Source organism: Micromonospora sp. CNZ322, from assembly GCF_007827755.1.
This window is the reverse complement of sequence record NZ_VITD01000009.1, coordinates 23461-43331: the sequence shown is the minus strand read 5'-3', so window position 1 is coordinate 43331 and position 19871 is coordinate 23461. Positions and strand designations below refer to the sequence as shown.

General features: G+C 71.2%; 18 protein-coding genes. 12 read left to right on the top strand and 6 right to left on the bottom strand.

Going from position 1 to position 19871, the window contains the following annotated elements:
* Window positions 1-273: 273 nt before the first annotated feature.
* The 6 genes from FB453_RS21355 (at window position 274) to FB453_RS21330 (ending at window position 4477) form a co-directional block, all read left to right on the top strand.
* A complete protein-coding gene (locus FB453_RS21355) occupies window positions 274-1152 on the top strand; it encodes a hypothetical protein (protein ID WP_145792750.1) in 879 nt (292 codons plus the stop codon).
* Entirely contained in the window at window positions 1145-1645 is a 501-nt protein-coding gene (locus FB453_RS21350) for a SigE family RNA polymerase sigma factor (protein ID WP_145792748.1), read from the top strand. Before FB453_RS21355 ends, FB453_RS21350 begins: the two co-directional genes overlap by 8 nt.
* A gap of 231 nt (window positions 1646-1876) precedes the next feature.
* Window positions 1877-2491, top strand: coding sequence for a hypothetical protein (locus FB453_RS21345; protein ID WP_145792746.1), 615 nt, complete (start codon window positions 1877-1879; stop codon window positions 2489-2491).
* A 49-nt stretch (window positions 2492-2540) separates the two neighbouring features.
* On the top strand, window positions 2541-3407 hold the full coding sequence (locus tag FB453_RS21340) for a serine hydrolase (protein WP_145792744.1): 867 nt from the start codon (window positions 2541-2543) through the stop codon (window positions 3405-3407).
* 81 nt (window positions 3408-3488) lie between these two features.
* Window positions 3489-4028: a GNAT family N-acetyltransferase gene (locus tag FB453_RS21335; protein WP_145792742.1), complete on the top strand. Its 540-nt coding sequence runs from the start codon at window positions 3489-3491 to the stop codon at window positions 4026-4028.
* 89 nt (window positions 4029-4117) lie between these two features.
* Window positions 4118-4477 carry a VOC family protein gene (locus FB453_RS21330; RefSeq protein WP_486480361.1) on the top strand — a complete coding sequence of 120 codons (360 nt, stop codon included), beginning with the start codon at window positions 4118-4120 and terminating at the stop codon, window positions 4475-4477.
* Window positions 4478-4556: 79 nt separating this feature from the next.
* Here the strand turns inward: FB453_RS21330 and FB453_RS21325 are convergent, their stop codons facing one another.
* Entirely contained in the window at window positions 4557-5162 is a 606-nt protein-coding gene (locus tag FB453_RS21325) for a lytic polysaccharide monooxygenase auxiliary activity family 9 protein (RefSeq protein WP_112583273.1), read from the bottom strand.
* A 265-nt stretch (window positions 5163-5427) separates the two neighbouring features.
* Window positions 5428-6006 (bottom strand): hypothetical protein, encoded by a 579-nt coding sequence (locus FB453_RS21320; protein ID WP_145792737.1) that lies wholly within the window; start codon window positions 6004-6006, stop codon window positions 5428-5430.
* Window positions 6007-6490: 484 nt separating this feature from the next.
* On the opposite strand from FB453_RS21320, the gene FB453_RS21315 reads away from it, so the two are divergent.
* The 5 genes from FB453_RS21315 to FB453_RS21295 all read left to right on the top strand — a co-directional run bounded on the left by FB453_RS21315 (window position 6491) and on the right by FB453_RS21295 (window position 13446).
* Complete coding sequence (locus tag FB453_RS21315; RefSeq protein ID WP_486480380.1) at window positions 6491-7018, top strand: carboxymuconolactone decarboxylase family protein; 528 nt, start codon at window positions 6491-6493, stop codon at window positions 7016-7018.
* 133 nt (window positions 7019-7151) lie between these two features.
* Window positions 7152-9749: a class III lanthionine synthetase LanKC gene (gene lanKC / locus FB453_RS21310; RefSeq protein ID WP_145792733.1), complete on the top strand. Its 2598-nt coding sequence runs from the start codon at window positions 7152-7154 to the stop codon at window positions 9747-9749.
* A 5-nt stretch (window positions 9750-9754) separates the two neighbouring features.
* Entirely contained in the window at window positions 9755-9874 is a 120-nt protein-coding gene (locus tag FB453_RS21305) for a SapB/AmfS family lanthipeptide (RefSeq protein WP_013734295.1), read from the top strand.
* A gap of 72 nt (window positions 9875-9946) precedes the next feature.
* Complete coding sequence (locus tag FB453_RS21300; protein WP_145792731.1) at window positions 9947-11674, top strand: ABC transporter ATP-binding protein; 1728 nt, start codon at window positions 9947-9949, stop codon at window positions 11672-11674.
* A complete protein-coding gene (locus tag FB453_RS21295) occupies window positions 11671-13446 on the top strand; it encodes an ATP-binding cassette domain-containing protein (protein WP_145792729.1) in 1776 nt (591 codons plus the stop codon). Before FB453_RS21300 ends, FB453_RS21295 begins: the two co-directional genes overlap by 4 nt.
* 29 nt (window positions 13447-13475) lie before the next feature.
* On the opposite strand, the gene FB453_RS21290 is transcribed toward FB453_RS21295, so the two are convergent.
* From FB453_RS21290 to FB453_RS21275, 4 genes are all read right to left on the bottom strand, one after another.
* Window positions 13476-14060 (bottom strand): response regulator transcription factor, encoded by a 585-nt coding sequence (locus tag FB453_RS21290; protein ID WP_145792726.1) that lies wholly within the window; start codon window positions 14058-14060, stop codon window positions 13476-13478.
* A gap of 118 nt (window positions 14061-14178) precedes the next feature.
* Window positions 14179-14787, bottom strand: a complete 609-nt coding sequence (locus tag FB453_RS21285) for a response regulator transcription factor (RefSeq protein WP_145792724.1) — start codon at window positions 14785-14787, stop codon at window positions 14179-14181.
* Between the two features lie 201 nt (window positions 14788-14988).
* The gene (locus FB453_RS21280) at window positions 14989-16131 is read right to left on the bottom strand and encodes a hypothetical protein (protein ID WP_145792722.1); all 1143 of its coding nucleotides are present in this window, start codon (window positions 16129-16131) and stop codon (window positions 14989-14991) included.
* Between the two features lie 181 nt (window positions 16132-16312).
* On the bottom strand, window positions 16313-17452 hold the full coding sequence (locus tag FB453_RS21275) for a substrate-binding domain-containing protein (RefSeq protein ID WP_145792720.1): 1140 nt from the start codon (window positions 17450-17452) through the stop codon (window positions 16313-16315).
* Between the two features lie 400 nt (window positions 17453-17852).
* Here FB453_RS21275 and FB453_RS21270 point away from each other — a divergent pair, with 400 nt between their 5' ends.
* Window positions 17853-19856 (top strand): DUF2264 domain-containing protein, encoded by a 2004-nt coding sequence (locus FB453_RS21270; protein WP_145792718.1) that lies wholly within the window; start codon window positions 17853-17855, stop codon window positions 19854-19856.
* Window positions 19857-19871 lie beyond the last annotated feature (15 nt).

Sequence of the window (19871 nt, the reverse complement as noted above, 5' to 3'; positions counted from 1 at the left end):
CTCTGCGGGTTGTGCCTCAACCCACTGTGTCGCCCCTGCGACCGGAGCCGGGACCACCAGCAGCTTCAGCTGCTCGAACCGCCCGCAGCAGCGCACCTGGCAAGGGGAGCGTGACGCTGAGGAGGTGGCCGCACACGCACTGAAAACACCGGGTTCCGACGACTTGAGTGGCTGAAAATTCGTGCCGGAACTCGGTAACCAAATCGGCGGGTCAACCCGTCAGGTCAGTGACGGATCGCCACTGCGGGCGGTCGGCCGAGGAGGGGTAAGGACATGGGCGACGTGCGTGGGCGTTTCAGGGACGACCTGGCCCAACATCCCGCCCCGCCGCTGGGTGACCTGGTCCAGCAGTCGGTGGTGCAGGGCCGTCGGCTGCGCCGCCGGCGCCGCCTGGCGCAGTTCGGCGCCGGCGGATCGGCGTTGGCGATGCTGCTCGTGATCGGCCTGGCCGCCGGGCCGCTCGGCGTCGGAGCGGATGACGACCGCCAGCCTGGCGGGCTGAACGTCGGTTCGCCGGGTGGGTCGATCGACACCGCCACGCCGTCCCCGGCTGGGTCCTCCTATGGGGCCCCGGGCGGGATGGAGTCGGGCACCGGCGGGGACCCCCGTCGGCCAGCGCCGCCGGCTCGCTCGACCACGGTGATCGACACCCTGAGGATGGGGGCGGGGCCGGACGGTGAACTGCTGACCACCACACCGCAGGGCGCCCTGGAACTGCTGACCCGGCTGCTGCCAAAGGGGAAGACCAGCGGTTATGCGAGTCTGGAGAGCAGCGGGGCGGGCCCCGGCATGCCGTACGTCCAGCTTTACCTGGACCGAGGCGATGGACCGGGCATGGTGCGGCTCTCCATCTACCGGGACAACCTCGGTGGCAACCCGGTCCCGGGGACGGTGGAGCTGACCGAAATACCCGACAACTGCGTGCAGAACCAGATGGTCACCGTGCACCACCGTGGCGGACTCCAGGTCGATCTGATGATCTCCACCTGTCTGTTCTGGGACGCCAAGGGAACCGTGCCGGCACCACCCGTCCTCTCCGTGAAGGAGGCGACCGAGATCGCCGGCAACCCGATCTGGGGGACGCAACTGCCGGCCGAGTTCGTCCTCAACGGTGCCAAGCGGTTCCCGACGCTGGACCGGTCGAATGGCTGACGAAGACTTCGTGGAGTTCGCGCAGGCGACCGTTGGCCGGCTGCGTGACGCCGCGTTCCTCATGTGCCGCGACTGGCATCTCGCCCAGGACCTCACCCAGACGACGCTGGCCAAGGTGTACGCCAACTGGAGGCGGGTCCGTCGGGCCGATGACCCCCACGCGTACGCCCGCAAGATTCTGCTGCGCTGCATGATCGACCAGCAGCGACGTCGCTCCAGCCGCGAGTTGGCGATGTCGGCGCCGCCGGAGCGGAGCGAGGAACATCCGGCCGAGCTGCGCATGACATTGCTGGACGCGGTCGCCACCTTGCCGTTGCGGGACCGGGCGATCATCGTCCTGCGCTACTGGGACGACCTGAGCGTGGAGACGACCGCCGAGGTTGTGGGCGTCTCCACCGCCGTCGTCAAGAGCCAGAGCATGCGCTCCCTCAACCGCCTGCGCGAGTTGCTCGGCGAGACCCGTTCCGAGCTGTTCGCCGAGGAACGCCATTGACCGTTCTCGTCTGCCGCCGGGGTGCGGCGGGTCCCGGTGGTGTGGGACCGCAGGCCGGCAACCGCCGCGTCGGTGCTGCGGCGGCGACGAAAGTGCCGCCGAGCGTCGTCGGCTGAAGCGCCACCTGCGGTGGCAAGTATGTGCGTTTGGGGGAGGTTTTCGGTGTCCGTATCGAGCAGCAGGACGAGCCGAGGCCGGATTCGCGGCAGAGGCCGAGGTTCGATCGCCGTCGTGCCGGCGGTCCTGTCGGCGTTGTTGGTGATGGCCGCAGGGTGCCATCGGGGGGAGTCCGGTGTCGGCCCCGACGAGCGACACACCGCGAACGCGGAACGGGGCGATCCGAGCCCGCTGCTGGGGGCGGGCGAGCTGGGAGCGGACTGGCATGAGGACGACGCGCGAACCGGTCTGGCGTCCTGGCCGTGGGAACAGGACGGCTGCCCCAACTACAAGAGCAGCGACTACCCGGCCAAGTCGCATCGGCGCGCTGCCGTGGAGCGCTACTACCGGCTGTCTGACGGCTCGTCGTCGGCCCACCACGTCGTGGAGACGTACGAACCTGGATGGGCCGAGCGGAATGTCGATGACGTCCGTCGGGTCCTCCTACGGTGCGCGACCTACCCGGTCCTCGGATCGCAGGTCTCTTTCGACGTCGTCGATCCGCAATATCTGGAGGGCACCGCCATGCTCGTTCGAGGTCGCATCGCGCATGCGGACACCCCGAACACCGTCACGTACTTCGTGATGGTGAAACGAGGCGAGACGGTCTCGACGGTCCGCCTGCCCGATCCGGGCAGCCGGGCTGTGGTGGACGAGATCGCGGCGCGGGCGGTGGCCCGCCTTGGCTGAGCGGAAAGGTCGGCAGCTGCCGCGACGCTGGGTTCTCTCCGCGGCCACCATGTCGCTGGCCGGCGTCGCGACGGCCGCCTTCGGTGCCACGCGCGGTCGCGACGGCGAGGGAGCCCGGCCCTCGCACGGTTCTTCCCCTGCCAGTCCGATTCCCACGACGCCGGCCATCGACCGGATCGACCAGGCGAGAACGCGCATCAATGCCTACGTGCAACGGTACGACGGCCACCTGGCGGTCGCGGCACTGGATCGACAAGGAACGGCTGCGGTGACGGTCGGTGCCAAACGGTTCGAGACCGCCAGCATCGTCAAGGTCAACATCCTCGCGGCTCTTCTGCTGCGCCAGAACCCGCCGGGCAAGGCCCTGGGTTCTGACACCCGGCGGTTGGCCGAGGCCATGATCGTGTCCAGTGACAACGATGCGGCGGTGGCCCTGTGGCAGCGGATCGAGGGCTCGCGCGGCCTCAAGGCCGCGAACCGCGCGCTCGGTCTGCGTGAGACGAAGCCCAACTCGCACTGGGGACTCACCACGACCACGGTCGCCGACCAGCTCCGTCTGCTGACCGCGCTGACGTCCCCGACGGGACCGCTGACCCCGCAGGACCGTACCTTCATCATGGGCCTCATGAAGAAGGTGGTCCCCGAGCAGCGATGGGGAGTCACCGCCGCGCGGGAGCCGGGCAGTCGTTCCGAGTACGTCAAGAACGGCTGGGACACCGCTGATGTCGACGGCGGCCGCTGGTTGGTCAACAGCATCGGACGCATCGTCGAGGCCCGTCATGACTGGCTGATCGCCGTGCTCTCCGACCATCACGTGAACCAGAAAGCGGGCATCCGCGTCGTCGAGAAGGCCGCCACGTACGTGCTCAAGGAGCTACGCGCTGCCACTGCGGGCGACGGCCCTCCGCAGGGGTAGGGCCGGGCGCCGGGCAGGCCGACAGTGGGTGCGGACGAAAAGAGATTGCCCCGGGGCCAGGGCTCACGTTGGCTGGTCAGCATGGCTGAACTACGTACGGATCGTCTCGTCCTGCGCCGATGGCGTGACTCCGACCTTGCACCGTGGGCGGCCATGAATGCCGACCCCGAGGTCCGGGAGCACTTGGGCGACCTGCTCACCCGCGAACAGAGCGATGCCTCCGTGTCGCGGTTCCAGGCCGATTTCGACAAGCGAGGCTACGGGTGGTGGGCGGTCGAGGTGCAGGTCACGGGCGAGTTCATCGGCTTCGCGGGCTTGGATGAGGTGGACGAGGACATGCCGTTCACAGGAGTGGAGATCGGCTGGCGGCTCGCCCGCTCGGCCTGGGGTCAGGGGTACGCCACCGAGGGGGCGCTGACGGTCCTGGCCCACGGCTTCGACGCTCTTGCGCTTCCCGAGATCCTCGCTGTCACAACGGCCACCAACCTTCGTTCCCAGGCCGTCATGCGCCGGATCGGCATGACCCGGAACCCGGCCGACGACTTCGACGATCCCACCGAACCCGAAGGGGCACTGCGTTCGAACGTGCTGTACCGCATCTCCCGCAGTGCGCGGGCCTGAGGGTCTCCGATTCGGCGCCCCGATTCGTCGAGCACCTGCCAGAGTGGTTCATGCCCTTGAGTACGTACCACCTCAGAGCCTCGGTCGCCGTGTCCGACATTCAGAAGGCCGTGGCCTTCTACGAAGGGGTGCTGGGTCTGCGGGCGCTGCGGTCCGGCCCCAGCGCCACCATCGCCGACGGCAGCCGCGTCTATGGCTCCGGTGGCGGTCCGGCGCTGAACGTGTACCAGTCGGTCACCGCCGGGAAGACCTCGGCGACGGTGGCGACGTGGTACGTCGAGGACATCGACCAGATCGTCGACGAGCTCACCTCGTCCGGCGTCGAGTTCGTTCGCTACGAGCAGTTCGAGCACGACGACAAGGGGATCACCGCGCGGGCCGGAGGTGGACGTATCGCATGGTTCCAGGACCAGGACGGCAACACCTTCGCCCTCGAAGCCGACGCGTGACCTCCGACGGAAGGACCAATCCGGCTCAGGGCGTCAACGCCCTGAGCCGGATCAGTGTCGCAGTTGTTGGTACTGCCAATCAGGTGACGTTGATGTCGCTGCACCACATGTAGGTCTGGTCCAGGTGCGACGCCCTCCAGAGCACGAACAGGATGTGGTTTCCGCTGCGCGCCGGGAGCGAGACGTTGAACGAGATGTTCTGCGCCGGCGCGTAGCGCCCGGTCGTCGTGATCAGGTCGAGGTTGCCCCACCCGAGCTTCTGGGTGGATGGGTTGAACCCCTGCTTGGTGACGTAGACCTGGAAGTAGTCAGCGCCGTGGCTGGCCTGGTCGTACAGCTGGACCGTGAGGTTGCGGCTGACGGTGGTCGTCTTCCACGCCCCGGGCTGGTTCACGCTGTCGTTCCTGGACAGGGCGTTGCTGCACAGTTGCCCGTCCGGGGTGCGAGCCTGGTACTGGCCGCCGAGGCCGTCCCGCAACTGGCTCATCCAGTTCCACATGGTGTCGGGGTTTGCCTGGAACGCCCGCCAACACATGGGGTCTTGCTGCTGCATGGCGGGGTTCATGTGCTGACTTCCCCAGGTCTTCCAGCACTGGTAGGCGCGGCTCATCGGGTTGATGATGGTGCCGTGCGCCTGGGCTGCCCCGGTGAAGGGCAGCATGCCGGCCACGATGGCGAACACCATGACGAATGCTCGCAGGGACCGACGGACTGGTGACCGGGATCGTCCGCCGGATCGATCGGACTTGAGTGAACGCACTGTTAATCCTCCGCTCTTCGGGTACAGATCAGAATGGGAACGCTCCCAAACCAACTGTTGCATCTATCGGCCTAGATATCAATGTTTATCGATCTATGGTCGGATGTGGATCGAGCTGACCGGGGTGTCCGCAGCCGCCCGGTTCGGATCCGGGTGCGGGTAGCGACCGCCCCACCTGCCGCCGGCATGGTCAGAGGTCGGCTGCGGCGTCGTACCGGCGGCGCTGGTCGGCCATCTCCGACTCGGTCAGCGCTTCCTTGAGCGCCAGCTCCGCGTACTTGGGCGGGAGCATCTGCCGCACCCGGTCGGTGAACATGACCTCGGCGGTCGCCTCGACCACCTGGATGCCCGGAGGCTCGGTGGACATGTCCATGATCACGGGACCGGCCAGTTTGACCGCCACGTCCCAGGGGCGCTTCTGTTCGGCAACCCCGCAGAGGTGGAAGCCGTAGACCGTCCGCACGTCGGCGAGCGCGGTGGCCTCGGTCGGCTCATAGCCGTAGACGCGGACCCCGCAGATCACTGCCGGCTTCGCGGTGCTGGCCGCCTGCTGGGCCCCGTGTCCGGCGTGATTGTGCTGTCCCGGGTCCGCCTGTTCGAGCGTGGTGCGCATCCGGGCGATGATCTGCGATTGCAGATCCGCCGGCTTCGCCTCCGGGCCGGCCCGGTTGACCAGTACGACCGCGCCGGTCGACGCCACCAGCACGATCACCGCCACCCACACGAAGCGGTTCCGGTACCAACCCGCGAAGTTCTCTCGGGAAATCATGATTGCTTCTCACCTCGTCGCCGGTTCTGGTGCTGGCAGGCCGAATCGACGCCCCCGGCGGGTCAGGCGTCGAGCGCGTCAGCCGTCGGGGACACGTGCCGGGGGTTACCTACGGCGGGCGAGAATGACTGCCCGGCAAGGCGCCCGTCGTCGTAGAGATGGCCCGGCGATCCGCCAGGCGAGCGTCCGCCAAGGCGGCGCGCTGCCGGCGCTGCGATGCTCCCGTGCTGGCCGTTCCCAGCGCGGTTGCCCCCGCGCTGCGGCGATATGAGCCATTCCAACACGTCTGGATCGACTTTGGCAACATCGACGAACATCAGCGTGAATTCGGCCCGGTCACCCGCACCTTCGTCGTAGGCGGGTGCTCATCGCCGCACCGCCGCCGGCCCCGGAACAGATCTGCGGCGAGCGCAACCGGGATTGGATATGGTCTGTTGTACCCGATTTGCCGCTTGTAAGGGGAAACATGAGTCGCTTGCCGTACGTGAACCCGGCCGAGGCCCCGGCGCCGGTCCGCGAGGCGCTGCAGGCCGCGCTTCCCCTGAACTTCTTCCGCGTCATGGCCCACGCCGAGACGGCGTTTCCGGACTGGATGCGCTGGGGCGGCACGCTGCTCAAGGACCTGGCCCTCGACCCACTGCTCCGCGAAATCGCGATCCTGCGAGTTGCCCAGTTGAGCGACGTCGCATATGAGTGGGCTCAGCACGAGCCCATCGCTCGCTCTGTCGGCGCCACGGACGAGATGATCCACGCGCTGGGCCGCGACGAGATCGGCGACGACTGTTTCACGTCAGACCAGCAGATCGTCCTGCGTTTCACTACCGAAGTCGTCCGCGACGTCCGCCCGCCCGACGACACCACCGCCGCACTGACCGGGCTGCTCTCCCCGCGCGAGGTGGTCGAACTCCTGATGGTGATCGGGCAGTACATGATGATCGCCCGGGTCGCCGCGGTAACGGACCTGGAAGTCGACAAGCCGATGGGCGCCGCCGTCTACGGTGCGCGGCCCTGACTAATGTCATGAGTACCTGTGCACCCCGCATCGAACGTCGTGACTAAGCGCACTGGAGCCCACCACGTCCCGTCGATGAGACTCGATTCAACGCCGGAACAACAGCCGGCCGAGTTCGAGGGGCGGCGAGACGGTGGACGAACGCTACGACAGCTACTGCGCCGCGGATCGGCTGTTCTACGACTCGCTCGGCAGCGCCGTCGCACAGCCCGTCTTCCCGGCCGCCGACCGGCCGACGCCGACCGGCTGGCGCCGTGAGCCGCTCGACGACTGGCTGATCTACGCGCCCGACGGCGGCTCGCTGCCGCAGCAGGGCTGGAAGATTCATGTGTCGGCCGGTCTGGGGAACGCCGAGCGGGTGCTGGACGCGGTCTGGAACTACTGCGTCCCCCGCGGGCTGTCCTTCAAGTTCCTGCGCGGGCCGCGCACGCTGCTGCTGCGCAATTCCAAGTACGCCGCCCGGGCCGCCAGCGGCAAGTTCATCACTGTCTATCCGCGCGATGACGCGGAGCTGGAGCTGGCCTGCAAGGAGCTCGACGAACTGCTGACCGGCGAGACCGGGCCGTACATCCTCAGTGACCTCCGCTACGGCGCGGGCCCGGTCTACGTGCGCTACGGCGGCTTCGCCGCCCGCTACTGCCACTCGCCAGACGGTCAGGTGGTGCCGGCGATCGAGGACGACGGCGGCACGCTGGTACCGGACCGCCGGGAGCCCGTCTTTCACGTACCGTCCTGGGTCACCCTGCCCGACTTCCTCGGCCCGCACCTGGCCGCCCGGAGCGGCACCAGCACGGACGAGGTGCCGTACCGGATCGAGCGGGTGATCCACTTCTCGAACGGCGGCGGCCTGTACGTGGGCAGGGACCTGCGTACCGACACCGCTGTGGTGCTGAAGGAGGCCCGACCGCACGCCGGCCTGGACGCCGACGGCACCGATGCCGTCGCCCGGCTGGCCCGCGAGGCGCAGGCCCTACGGCAACTCGCCGACCTGCCGCAGGTGCCCCGGGTGCACGACGAGTTCGTCCTCGGCGAGCACCGGTTCCTCGCGCTCGAGTTCATCGAGGGCCGACCGCTGAACAAGGTGCTGGTCGACCGGTACCCGCTGATCGACGCCGACGCGACCGACGACGACCGGGCGGCGTACTCCCGGTGGGCCCGCCAGACCTACGAGCAGGTCGAATCCGTCGTGGCGGCGATCCACGAGCGCGGCCTGGTCTACGGGGACCTGCACCTGTTCAACATCATGATCCGGCCGGACGACCGGGTCGCCCTGGTCGACTTCGAAGTGGCCGCCCCGATCGCCGGGCACCGCCGACCCGGGCTGCGCAATCAGGGCTTCGCGGCACCGAGGGACCGCAGCGGGCCGGCGGTCGACCGGTACGCCCTGGCGTGCCTGCGGTTGGCGCTGTTCCTGCCACTGACCCAGCTGGTCCGGCTTGCCCCGGAGAAGGTCACTCACCTGGCCGACATCATCGCCGCGAACTTCCCGGTGCCGAGGTCCTTCCTCGATCCGGCGGTCGAGGAGATCACCGGTGAGCCGCGCGTCACAGCGGAACCGCGAGGGAATCTCGACGCGGATGACTGGCGCACCATGCGGGCCCGGCTGACGACGGCGATCGTGGCCAGCGCCACCCCCGAGCGCGACGACCGGCTCTTTCCCGGTGACATCGAGCAGTTCCGCAGCGGCGGCCTCAACCTCGCCCACGGGGCGGCGGGCGTGCTGTACGCGCTCGACAAGAGCGGTGCCGGGCGGTGGCCCGAGCACGAAGACTGGCTGGTGCGGCGGGCGACAGCGCCCCCGTCCGGCACCCGCTGCGGCTTCTACGACGGGCTGCATGGCGTCGCGTACGCACTCGTTCACCTCGGACGCCGGCAGGACGCGCTGGACGTTCTCGACATCTGCCTGCGGGAACCCCTGGACGGGCTCGACCACAGCCTGGCCAGCGGACTGTCCGGGATCGCGCTCAACCTGGCCGAGTTGGCCGCGCGCACCGGGGAGATGTCGTTGCGCGACGCCGCGTGGCGGGCCGCCGAGCGTGTGATCGGGCAGCTGGCCGACGACCCGGGCCCGGACGTCAGCGGCGGACGTAACCCGTACGCCGGGCTGTTGCGGGGCCGGACCGGACCGGCGCTGATGCTGCTGCGGCTCTACGAGCTCAGCGGCGACGACGAGCTGTTGGGGCACGCCGCCACGGCGCTGCGTCAGGATCTGCGCCGGTGTGTGCTGCGTCCGGACGGTGCCCTGGAGGTCAACGAGGGCTGGCGCACCATGCCCTACCTGGCGCACGGCAGTGTCGGTATCGGGCTGGTCCTCGACCAGTACCTGCGCCACCGGGCCGACGACCGGTTCGCCGAGGCGAGCGCGGGGATCCGCCGCGCGGCGCGCTCACCGTTCTACGCACAGTCCGGGCTGTTCGCCGGCCGGGCCGGCATCATCGCCTACCTCGCCGCCTCGACCGACGACGCCGACCCCCGCGAACTTCGCGCGCAGCTGGATCGGCTGGCCTGGCACGCACTGCCGTACCAGGAGGGGACCGCATTCCCCGGTGAGCAGTTGCTGCGGCTCTCGATGGACTTCGGCACCGGCACCGCCGGCGTGCTGTACGCGCTGGCCAGCGCGCAGCACGACCAGCCGCCGGCGCTGCCCTTTCTCGCGCCCCTGCCGGGCGCGGACAGACTCCCCCGCGACAGCGGGGGCGACCTGATCGGCGAACGGAAGGAAGGGAGGTGAACGACATGGCACTTCTGGACCTCCAGGGCCTGGAGATGGCTCCGGCCGACCGCACCGGTGGCGGTAGCCGGGCGAGCCTGCTGCTCTGCGGCGACAGCTCGCTCTCCGTCACGACCTGCAACTGATCCACGCACACGTGGGGCCCTGGGTGGGTAGACGTACCCACCCAGGGCAACCGCGTACCAACGGGAGGACCGATGCCGACGTTCGCCGTGGGGGACAGGCTGCTGCGGCAGACGGTCCTGGCGGGCGGCGGCTGGACCGCCGGACTCGCGGCGGTCGCGCTGCTCGGCGCGGCCGCCGAACTGTTGCTCCCCGCGGCCCTCGGCCGCGCCGTCGACGCCGCCCTCGACGGCGGCTCCGCCTGGTGGGCGGTGTCCGCCTGCGCCCTGGTCGTCGTCCTCATCTGCGTCGACACCCTGACCGACCTGGCCAGCGGGTTCGGTGCGGCGCGCGCCACCGCCGCGCTGCGCCAGCGCCTACTGCGTCACCTGTTCGCCGTGGACGTCCGCGCCACCCGCCGGCACCCGGTCGGTGATCTCGTCGGCCGGTTGGTCGGCCAGGCCGCCGACGCGGGACAGGCCGGCAACGCCGTGGTCCTGGCCATCGTGGCGGTGCTTCCGCCGCTGGGCAGCGTCGTCGCGCTCGCCATCATGGAACCGGTCCTCGGTCTCACCCTGCTCGCCGGTCTCGGCGTGCTCGCCGTCCTCATGCGCGCCTTCGTGGCCGACGCCTCGGCCGCGACCGCCGGGTACCAGCGGGTGCTCGGCAGCATCGCCGGCCGACTGTTGGAGTCGTTGACCGGTGCCCGGACCATCGCCGCCGCCGGCACCACCCGCCGCGAGGAGGACCGGGTGCTGGCGGACCTACCGGAGCTGGACCGGCACGGCCGGCGTACCTGGGGACTGCTGGCCCGGGCGAGTGCGCGCACCTCCGCCGTGGCGCCGCTGCTGAACCTGAGCGTCATCGCGGTCGGCGGGTACGCCCTGACCGCAGGCTGGCTCACACCGGGCGAACTGGTCGCCGCGGTCCGGTACGCGGCCATGGGCGCCGGGCTCGGCGCGGTGCTCGCCACCCTGAACCACCTGGTCCGCAGCCGCGCGGGAGCACACCGGGTCGCCGAGCTGCTGACGCAGCCCGCCACGCTGGCAGGCGAGCGGCCCCTTCCACCCGGCGGCGGCGCCCTGCGACTGCGCGGGGTGTGCGTGCACGCCGACGACGGCCGGCCCATCCTGGACGGCGTCGATTTGGACGTGCCGGCCGGCGCGACAGTGGCCGTCGTCGGATCGTCTGGTGCCGGCAAGTCGACCCTGGCGGCCGTGGCGGGACGGTTGTACGACCCCGACCGCGGTGAGGTGCGACTGGACGGGGTGCCGCTGCGGGACCTCGACGCGGCGGCGCTGCGCCGGGCCGTCGGCTACGCCTTCGACCGGCCGGTGCTGATCGGCGCGACCGTCCACGACGCGATCGGCTTGGCGCTGCCGGTCGACGCGGCGGCGCCGCCGGCCGATCGGAGCCCGGCCACCGAGGGGGTTCTGCGAGCGGCCCGGATGGCGGCGGTCGCCGACGTGATCGACCGTCTGCCCGGCGGCTACCGCACCCCGCTGGTGGACACACCGCTCTCCGGGGGCGAGACCCAACGCCTCGGCCTGGCCCGCGCGTTCGCCGCCGAACGGCTGCTCATCCTGGACGACGCGACGTCCAGCCTCGACACCGCCACCGAACACCGGATCACCGAGGCGGTTCTCGGGCGCGCCGGGGGGCGTACCCGACTGGTGGTCACCCACCGGACCGCGGCGGCCGCTGCGGCCGACCTCGTCGCCTGGCTGGACGGCGGTCGGCTGCGCGGCCTCGCACCGCACCGGCAACTGTGGGCCGACCCGGACTACCGTGCCGTCTTCCAGCCGGCCGGCGGTGGGTCGTGAGCCGTCCCGGCGTACGCCGGGTGACCTGGCGGGCGCTACGGGCCCGTCGGCGGGAACTCGCCGGGCTCGGCGGCTGGTCGCTTGTCGAGTCGCTGCCCGCGCTGCTCGCCGGCTACCTGGTCGCCCGTGCCGTCGACGAGGGATTTCTGGCCGGACGTCTGCTCAACGGCCTGGCCTGGTTGGGGGTCCTCGCCGTGGCCGTACTGGTCGGCGCGGCGGCCACCGGTCGGACGTACCGGAGTCTCGGCGCCGTGGTTGAGCCGTTCCGCGACGAGGTGGCCGCTCAGGTGATCCGGGGCGCGCTACGCGATGCCACCAGGGCGGGTGGTCGTCCGGACAGCGCCGCCGTGACCCGGCTGACCCACCAGATGGAGATCGTCCGCGACACCTTCGCCGGTCTGCTGATGGTGACCCGCGGTTTCCTCTTCTCCGCTGGCGCGGCCCTGCTCGGCCTGCTCGCCCTGGCGCCGGTGGTGGCGGCGCTGGCGGTCGCGCCGCTGGTCGCCGGTCTGGTCGTGTTTCTCGCCGCGCTGCCGGCGATGGTCACGCACCAGCGCGCCTACGTCCGGGCCGGTGAGCAGCTCGGCCAGTCGGCGGCGACCGCGCTGGCCGGTCACCGCGACGTGCTGGCCTGCGGCGCACAGACACGCGTGACGGCGGAGGTGGCACGTTGGGTGTCGGCGCAGGCCGCCGCCGAACGCATGCTCGCCCGGATGGCGGCGATCCGCAGCCTCAGCCTCGGCATCGGCGGCTGGCTGCCACTGCTGGTGCTGATGGTGACCGCCCCGTGGCTGGTCGAGCGTGGTCTCACCGCCGGCGCGGTGCTGGGCGCGCTGATCTACGTCTCCACCGGGCTGCAACCGGCCCTGCACACCCTGGTGCAGGGTCTCGGCGGCGGCGGGCTCCGCTACGCGGTCACCCTGGAGAACATCCTGCGCACCTATCAGGTCCCCGACGACCAGCCGTCAGCCCTCGCCGCCGCGATGCCCCGCTGCCGACCGCCCACCGGTCCCGCCGGCCCTCCGCCAGCCGTCGAGATCCGGGACCTGACCTTCGGCTACGGCCCGCGCGCCCGGCCCGTCCTGCAGAACTTCTCGCTGACACTGGCCGACCGGGATCATCTCGCCGTGGTGGGCCCGAGCGGTGCGGGCAAGTCCACACTGGCCGCTCTGATGGCCGGTCTGGTGCCGCCGCAGGCAGGCGCGGTCCACCTGGCCGGCACGAGGGTCGCCGAGGTGGAGCCGGCCGTTCTCGCCCGGATGCGAGTGCTGGTGCCCCAGGAGGCGTACGTCTTCACCGGCAGTCTCGCCGACAACCTCCGCTACCTTCGGCCGGACGCCGACGATGACACGCTGGAGGTCGCGCTCGACGCGCTCGGCGCGCGTCCCCTGGCGACCCGCCTGGGCGGCCTGGGCGCGCCGGTCGCGCCGGCCCTGCTCTCCGCCGGCGAGCGGCAGCTCATCGCGGCGGTCCGGGCCTGGCTGGCACCCGCCCCGCTGGTGGTCCTCGACGAGGCGACCTGCCACCTGGACCCGGTGCTGGAAGCGAGGGTCGAGGCCGCCTTCGCCCGGCGGCCCGGCACCCTCGTGGTGATCGCGCACCGGATCAGTTCCGCGCTGCGGGCCGGACGGGTGCTGGTCCTCGACGGCGACGAGCCCGTGGTAGGGACGCACGAACAGTTGTTGGCCCGCTCGGCCACCTACCGGGTGCTCGTCGGCTGCTGGGAGGACTCGGTGCTGCCGTCCCCGGCGGCGTCGGCGCGGCAGGGCTGAACCCCGCCCATTCGCCCCCACGACGCCCGTCAGATCCAGCCCGCCTCGCCGGCCATCCGCACGGCCTCCACCCGGGTACGCGCGCCCACCTTGCGGGCGATACGCCCGAGATGGTTGCGGACGGTGCCACGGGTGAGCCCGAGCGTCACCGCCACCTCCGCGACCGGCGCACCCGCCGCCGTCAGCCTCAACACCTCCGTCTCGCGGCTCGTCAGTGGGCCGTCCGAGTGCAGCGCCGCGACGACGAGATCCGCGTCGAGCACGGGCTCCCGGCGGGCGAGCCGGCGGATCCCGTCGATGACCCGCTGGGGGGCGGCGTCACTGCGCAGGATGCCGACCGCCCTGGTCGGGCAGAGCATGCCTCGCAACCGCCGGGCCCGATGCGGGTGGGCCAGCACCAGGACGGAGCACCGGCCGAGACGGTCGGGATCGACCTGTTCGACGAGATCGAGGTCGGCCACCACCACGTCGGGGCGTTGAGCGTGGACGGCCGCGGAGACCGCGTCGCCGCGATCCACCTCCGCCACGACACGGATGTCCTCCTCGGCGGCGAGGACGAACGACAGCGCGCCCAGAACCAGGGCACCGTCCAAGGCGAGCAGGGTACGGATCACGATGAACCTTCCCGCACTGCGATGGCGATCACACAACGTCAACATTCAAACACGCATCCGGCGGCGCCGCACGGCGACGGGGGCGGGTCCGGTGGAGTTTCCGGACCCGCCCCGACGGCTACAACCAGCCGTTACGCCGCGCGCGCGACACCGCCTCCAACCGGTTGCGGGCCCCGGTCTTGCGCAGAATCACCGACAGGTGATTGCGCACCGTCCCGTGTGCCAGGTAGAGGCGTACGGCGATCTCCTTCAGGGGCAGGCCCTCGGCCGCCATCCGAAGCACGTCCATCTCCCGAGGCGTCAACGGCATCTCCGGAGGGCTCAACACCGCGATCGCCGCGGCCGGGTCGATCGCCCGTTCCCCGGCCGCGAGCGCGCGGATCGCCCGCACCAACTCGGCCAGCGAGCTGTCCTTCCCGAGAAGGCCGCGCGCGCCGGCTGCCAACGCCGCCTCCACCAGTGCCGGGCTCCACCGAGGGCTCATCGCCAGCACGGCTGCGTGCGGCGCCTCGACGTCGATGCGGGCGACCACCTCCACCGGGTCGGGCAGCTCCGGTGTCAGTGCCAGCACCACCACCTGTGGTCGGCACCGCCGGACCACCGTCAACAGTTCGCCGACACCCTCGACGTCGGCGACCACCTCCATGTCCTCCTCGCGTGACAGCGCGGCGCAGAGCGCCCCGCGGAGCAAACCCATGTCCTCGGCGACGACAACGTGGATCACCACGTTTTCTCCGATCTCCGGTACGCGTCACGACGGCCACCGATCCCGGAACATCCTCGGGTTGGTCAGGGCGGTCGTGCGCTACAGACGGGTGGGCATCGGCCCGCCGCACCGTCACGAAGGACGGGAGCGGGCACTGATCGACCGACCAGCGGGTGGAACAGGTGGCCGCTCGGGCCAGCCACCGGGGTCGGTCGACCCGCCTCAGCCGGGGCGGGCGATCGCAGATGGAGTTCGGCTCTCGACCAGAAGCGGCACGAGATCGCAGGGTTGCCCGGCACCGAGGTGCGACTGCCGGTCGAGCGGCCGGACCAGCCCCGGTGCAGGCGTCGATCGATTATCGACGCCGGCGGCGTCCTGGTCGGCGGGTGCGACTGGCTCACCAGAAAGCAAACCCGGCGCGGCCACCGGTGCCGGGCGTGCGGCGAGGTGCCCCGTCGGGGCCGTGGCCCGCGTGGGAACGACGACGGACATCGGCGGTGGCGCGGCCGGGGCCGGCGGCACTGCGGCGCGTACGAGGGCCAGCGTCGGACCCGCCGGTGGCATCGGAACTGTCAGTACGGGAGCCGGCTCGGTCACCGGCACGGCGGTCGGCACGAACGCTGGGGGAGCGGGCAGTCGAGGTGCCGCCGCCGGAACGATCACGGGGCAGAGAGGGGGTGGTAGAACGGCATCGGTGACCCGGAGGAGCCCCATGACGACGGGCCTGATCGGCACGGTGCCCACGATGTCGACGACGTACGGCAGGGGAGCGGTGACCAGGCCGACAACGGGCGGACCGGCCGGCGTACGCACCGCCGACGGATCGGGGGCGGCGGTGGCCGGCTGCCGCGGTGCAGGCGCGGCCGGTCGCGGCAGGTCGACACGCTGGGCCGCGCGGGCCACGGAGGCCGGTCGGAGCCTTTCGCGCTCCGTCGCGCCGGGTGGGACGGATGCGCCGAACCTCGACGCACCCGCCGACCGTCGAGGCTCCGTCGCGGGTGGATCCTCGTGGGGGGCGGCCACCCCACCGGTGGGCACCACCAGCGGGGCACGGGGCCTGTCGTGGCGGCGGTCGTCGGCAGCCGCGGCTCGTTGACGGTCCTGGCTGGGGCGCTCGGCGATCGTGAGCCGCGCGACCGACTCGACCAGACCGCCGATCCTCCGATGAGGCTCGTCACCGGACCCACTGCGCATCCCGTCGGCGGCGGCCGGCCCCTGCAACAGGGCGGCCATGACGAAACCGGCCCCGACGGCGGCCGCGAGCAGCACCAGCCGCCGGGCGAGCCGGCGCAGCCGGCCGGCCGCAAGCGGCGCGGACCGGTCCGGCGCAGACGCCGGCGCGGCTCCGCTGACGGGACTTCGCACGCGGGCACGATCCCTTCCCTCTGGACTGCTGACCCATGGTAGCGGTGCGCTCACGCAATCGCATCCGGTGAATGGGCGCTCGTCGGCAGGATGCGGGCGCACTCCATCCGATGGGGAGGCCGGCTGCCCGTCACCCGGCTGGTCCCTGATCGGCGAACGTCCCGGACCGGGGGATGACCGCCTACGCGGGTGGCGGCGCTGTCGACCCCCGGATCCGCAGCGACGGGCTGATGACGACCCGGTGGGTGGGGCGGTCGGGGTCGGCGAGCCGGTCGGTGACGAGACGCACGGCGGCTCGTCCGATCGAGCGTCGCGGTGGACGGACCGCTGTCAGCGGCGGGCTGAAGAGCCCGGCGACCTCGTCGTCGTACGCCACGATGGAGAGGTCGCCGGGTACGGACAGGTGCCGCTCCTCGCAGTGCTGCACCAGCGCGATCGCCTCGGCGTCGGCGTGCACCAGCAGCGCCGTCGTGCCGGTCGCCTGGCACTGGTCGAGGATGCCGTCGAGCACTGTGTCCCGCTCGGGTGATCGTGCGTCGGGTGCCACGGCCACCACCGTCGCGGCCGAGTCGAGGCCGCACTCGGACGTGGCGTCGAGCCAGCCGCGCCGCACGTGCTGGCTGGTGGGGCTGTTGGCGTCGAGCACCAGGCCGACCTTGCGGTGTCCGAGCGAGGTGAGGTGTCGCACCGCCATGGCCGCACCGAGCGCGTGGTCGGTGACCACCGACTCCATGACAGCGTGGTGGCTGCCTACCGTGGCGGTGCGTTCCAGCAGGACGACCGGGACGCCGATCTGGTCGAGCCACTCGATGGTGCGCTCGGCGGTCGGTGTGTCCATGCTCGGCGCGATGATCAGCGCGTCGACGCCCATCCGCTCCACCATGCGGGCCAGTTGGGGCTGGTCGTCCTCACTGTCGTAGGAGGAGCCGCGCAGAACCACACGCATGTCCAGCTCGCGGGCGGCGCCCTCGACGCCGCGAGCCACGTCCGGCCAGTAGTAGTCCAAGGAGGGCACGAGCATGCCGAGGGCACGCCCGACCAGCCGGTCCAGGCCTGCGGCGGGTGGCTCGTCGGTTGCCGGGACGTCGTCCGGCAGGATCAGGGCGACCCCACCGTGGACCCGGCGAACCAGCCCTTCGGCGGCGAGCTCCGCGATGTCGCGCCGGATGGTGACCGGCGCGGCGCCAAGCACGTGGGACAGGTCAGAGACGCGCATCGAGCCGTCGCGTTGCAGGGCTGCCAACAGTTGCTGGCGGCGGGCGACCTGAAGGGGCCCCCGGGGGGCCTCCGTCGCGGCGACGACGGGGCTGTCCTTGGTCATGGGGACCTCCGGGGAACGCATCGTGCGGCGAAAGCTCTTGCATGGTGCGGACGACCGCGCCGGCCGGGCCGAACGCGGTGACGTCGATCGCGAGCCGGGTCGGCTGATCTCCCCATCCGACGAAGAGCATAGGAGTCGTGCTCCGCGGCGTCGGTCATGGCTCCTCGGACTGATGGAGCGGCTCTGAACGATTGTGATCGTATCAGAGCACTTGGCGCGGCAAGACCATGTTGTGCGCTCTCTTGATCGAGTGTGTTCACATCGGTTTGGGAACGGCATTGACTTGCTCCTTTGTGAGCGTTTTACTTCGGAAACCCTGCGGATGCCTGCGCGTCACATTCATGGGCAACGCCCCGCTCGCCACAGTCGACGGAGACGGATCGATGCGACAGGACCACGGATGATGTTCGGAACGACGGGCCAGGTGGCACCGGCGACGGCCTCGGATGTCGCTACCGCCCCGACCTGGAGCCGGAACGACTGGTTGGCCCTCGCCGACCGGATGCTCGCCGCTGCCCGACCGTTCGCGTCACCCGGACACGCCCTCGTCACCTTTCCCGGACCGGAGGGCGGCTACGGGCGGGCCGTCGACGGACTGGAGGGTTTCGCCCGCACGTTCCTGCTGGCGGGATTCCGCATCGCGGGTGCACGAGGCGTGGGCCTGGACGAACTCGTGGACCGGTACACGGCAGGCATCACCGCTGGCACCGACCCGAGCTCTCCGGACCGTTGGGTGCGTTTGGACGAGCACCCCCAGGCGAAGGTGGAGGCCGCCTCCATCGCGCTGGTCCTGGACATGACCCGCCCGTGGATCTGGGATCGACTTCCGTCGGTGGTGCACGAGCGGGTCGTGGACTATCTGCGCCCGGCGGTCGGCGACGACACGTACCCACGGATCAACTGGGTCTGGTTCCGGCTGGTCGTACAGACGTTCCTGCGTTCGGTGGGCGGGCCGCACTCGCTCGACGAGATGAACGAGGACCTGACCACCCATGACGGCTTCGCCCGCGGGGACGGCTGGATGTCCGACGGGCCGGACCGCGCCTACGACCACTACGTGGGCTGGGCACTGCACCTCTACCCGACACTGTGGGCCCGCATGGCCGGCGCCGCGGACCTGGCAGAGCAGCGCCGGGAACGGGACCTGGCCGGCCTCGACCGCTTTCTGGGCGACGCTGTCGCACTCGTGGGCGCCGACGGCTCACCGTTGATCCAGGGGCGAAGCCTGACCTACCGCTTCGCCGCGGCGGCGCCGTTCTGGGTCGGCGCCGTCGCCGGCGTGCCTTCGGTCGGCCTCGGCCGGTTGCGCGGCGCGGCCACCCGCATCGTGCGTCACTTCGTCGCCAACGACGCCCTGGACGAACGAGGTCTGCTCACCCTCGGCTGGCACCGGCCGTGGCCGCGTCTGGCGCAGTCGTACTCCGGGCCGGGCTCGCCGTACTGGGCCAGCAAGGGCCTGCTCGGCATCGCGCTACCCGCCGACCATCCGGTCTGGACGACTCCCGAGGAGCCGTTGCCGGTGGAGGAGCGCGACGCGGTGCGGGCGATACACGCGCCGGGCTGGTTGGTCTCCAGCACCCGTGCCGACGGCATCGTCCGCGTCGTCAACCACGGCACCGACCATGCCGTCGAGGGTGCCACCGTCTCAGATTCCCCGCTCTACGCCCGACTGGGCTACTCCACCGCCACCACCCCGGTCCTCGACGACAGCGGCTGGGCCAGTCCGCTCGACCAGTCCGTCACTCTCGTCGACGACGCGGGCCAGGTCACCCACCGCGCCGGGATGCGCCTGCTGACCGTTCACGTCGACACCGACGGCGTGGGCGTGGCCGGGTCACGTGCCCTCGCCCACTGGGTCGACCCGGATCCGGGTCAGCGCGATCACGGCGGCGGCCGCGTGGGCCGGTCCCGACCGGCCGGGCACCTCACTGTGTATTCGCTTGTCCGCGGCCCCTGGGAACTACGTCTGACCCGCGTCGACGACCTCGCCGACGGCGTCGAGGTGGCTGCGCTGAGGCTACGGATCGGCGGCTGGGCCATTGCCGGGGATGCGACGGCCACCACCGGCGGCGGTGTGGCGGTCGTGACCGGGGCCGACCTGACCAGCCGGCTCGACAGCGTTCACGGCGGCGGAACGGCGGGTGTCACCGACGTTCCGCACGGCGGGCCCCTGGCCGGCGGGCTGGTCGTGCCCTGGCTGGACCACCCTGTCCGGCCGGGCACATGGGTCGCCACCTTCACGGAGCTGTCCAGGGCGCCGGTGGCCACGCCCGGGCAGGCATGCCAGGCCGTGGCCGACGAGGACGGTCGCGGCCTCCACCTGGCGGTCGACTGGCCCGACGGGATCAGCACGTCGACCCGTCTGGACACGGAGCATGCCAGGCCCACCCAGGCGTCCTGGTAGCAGTGCGGGCCCGTC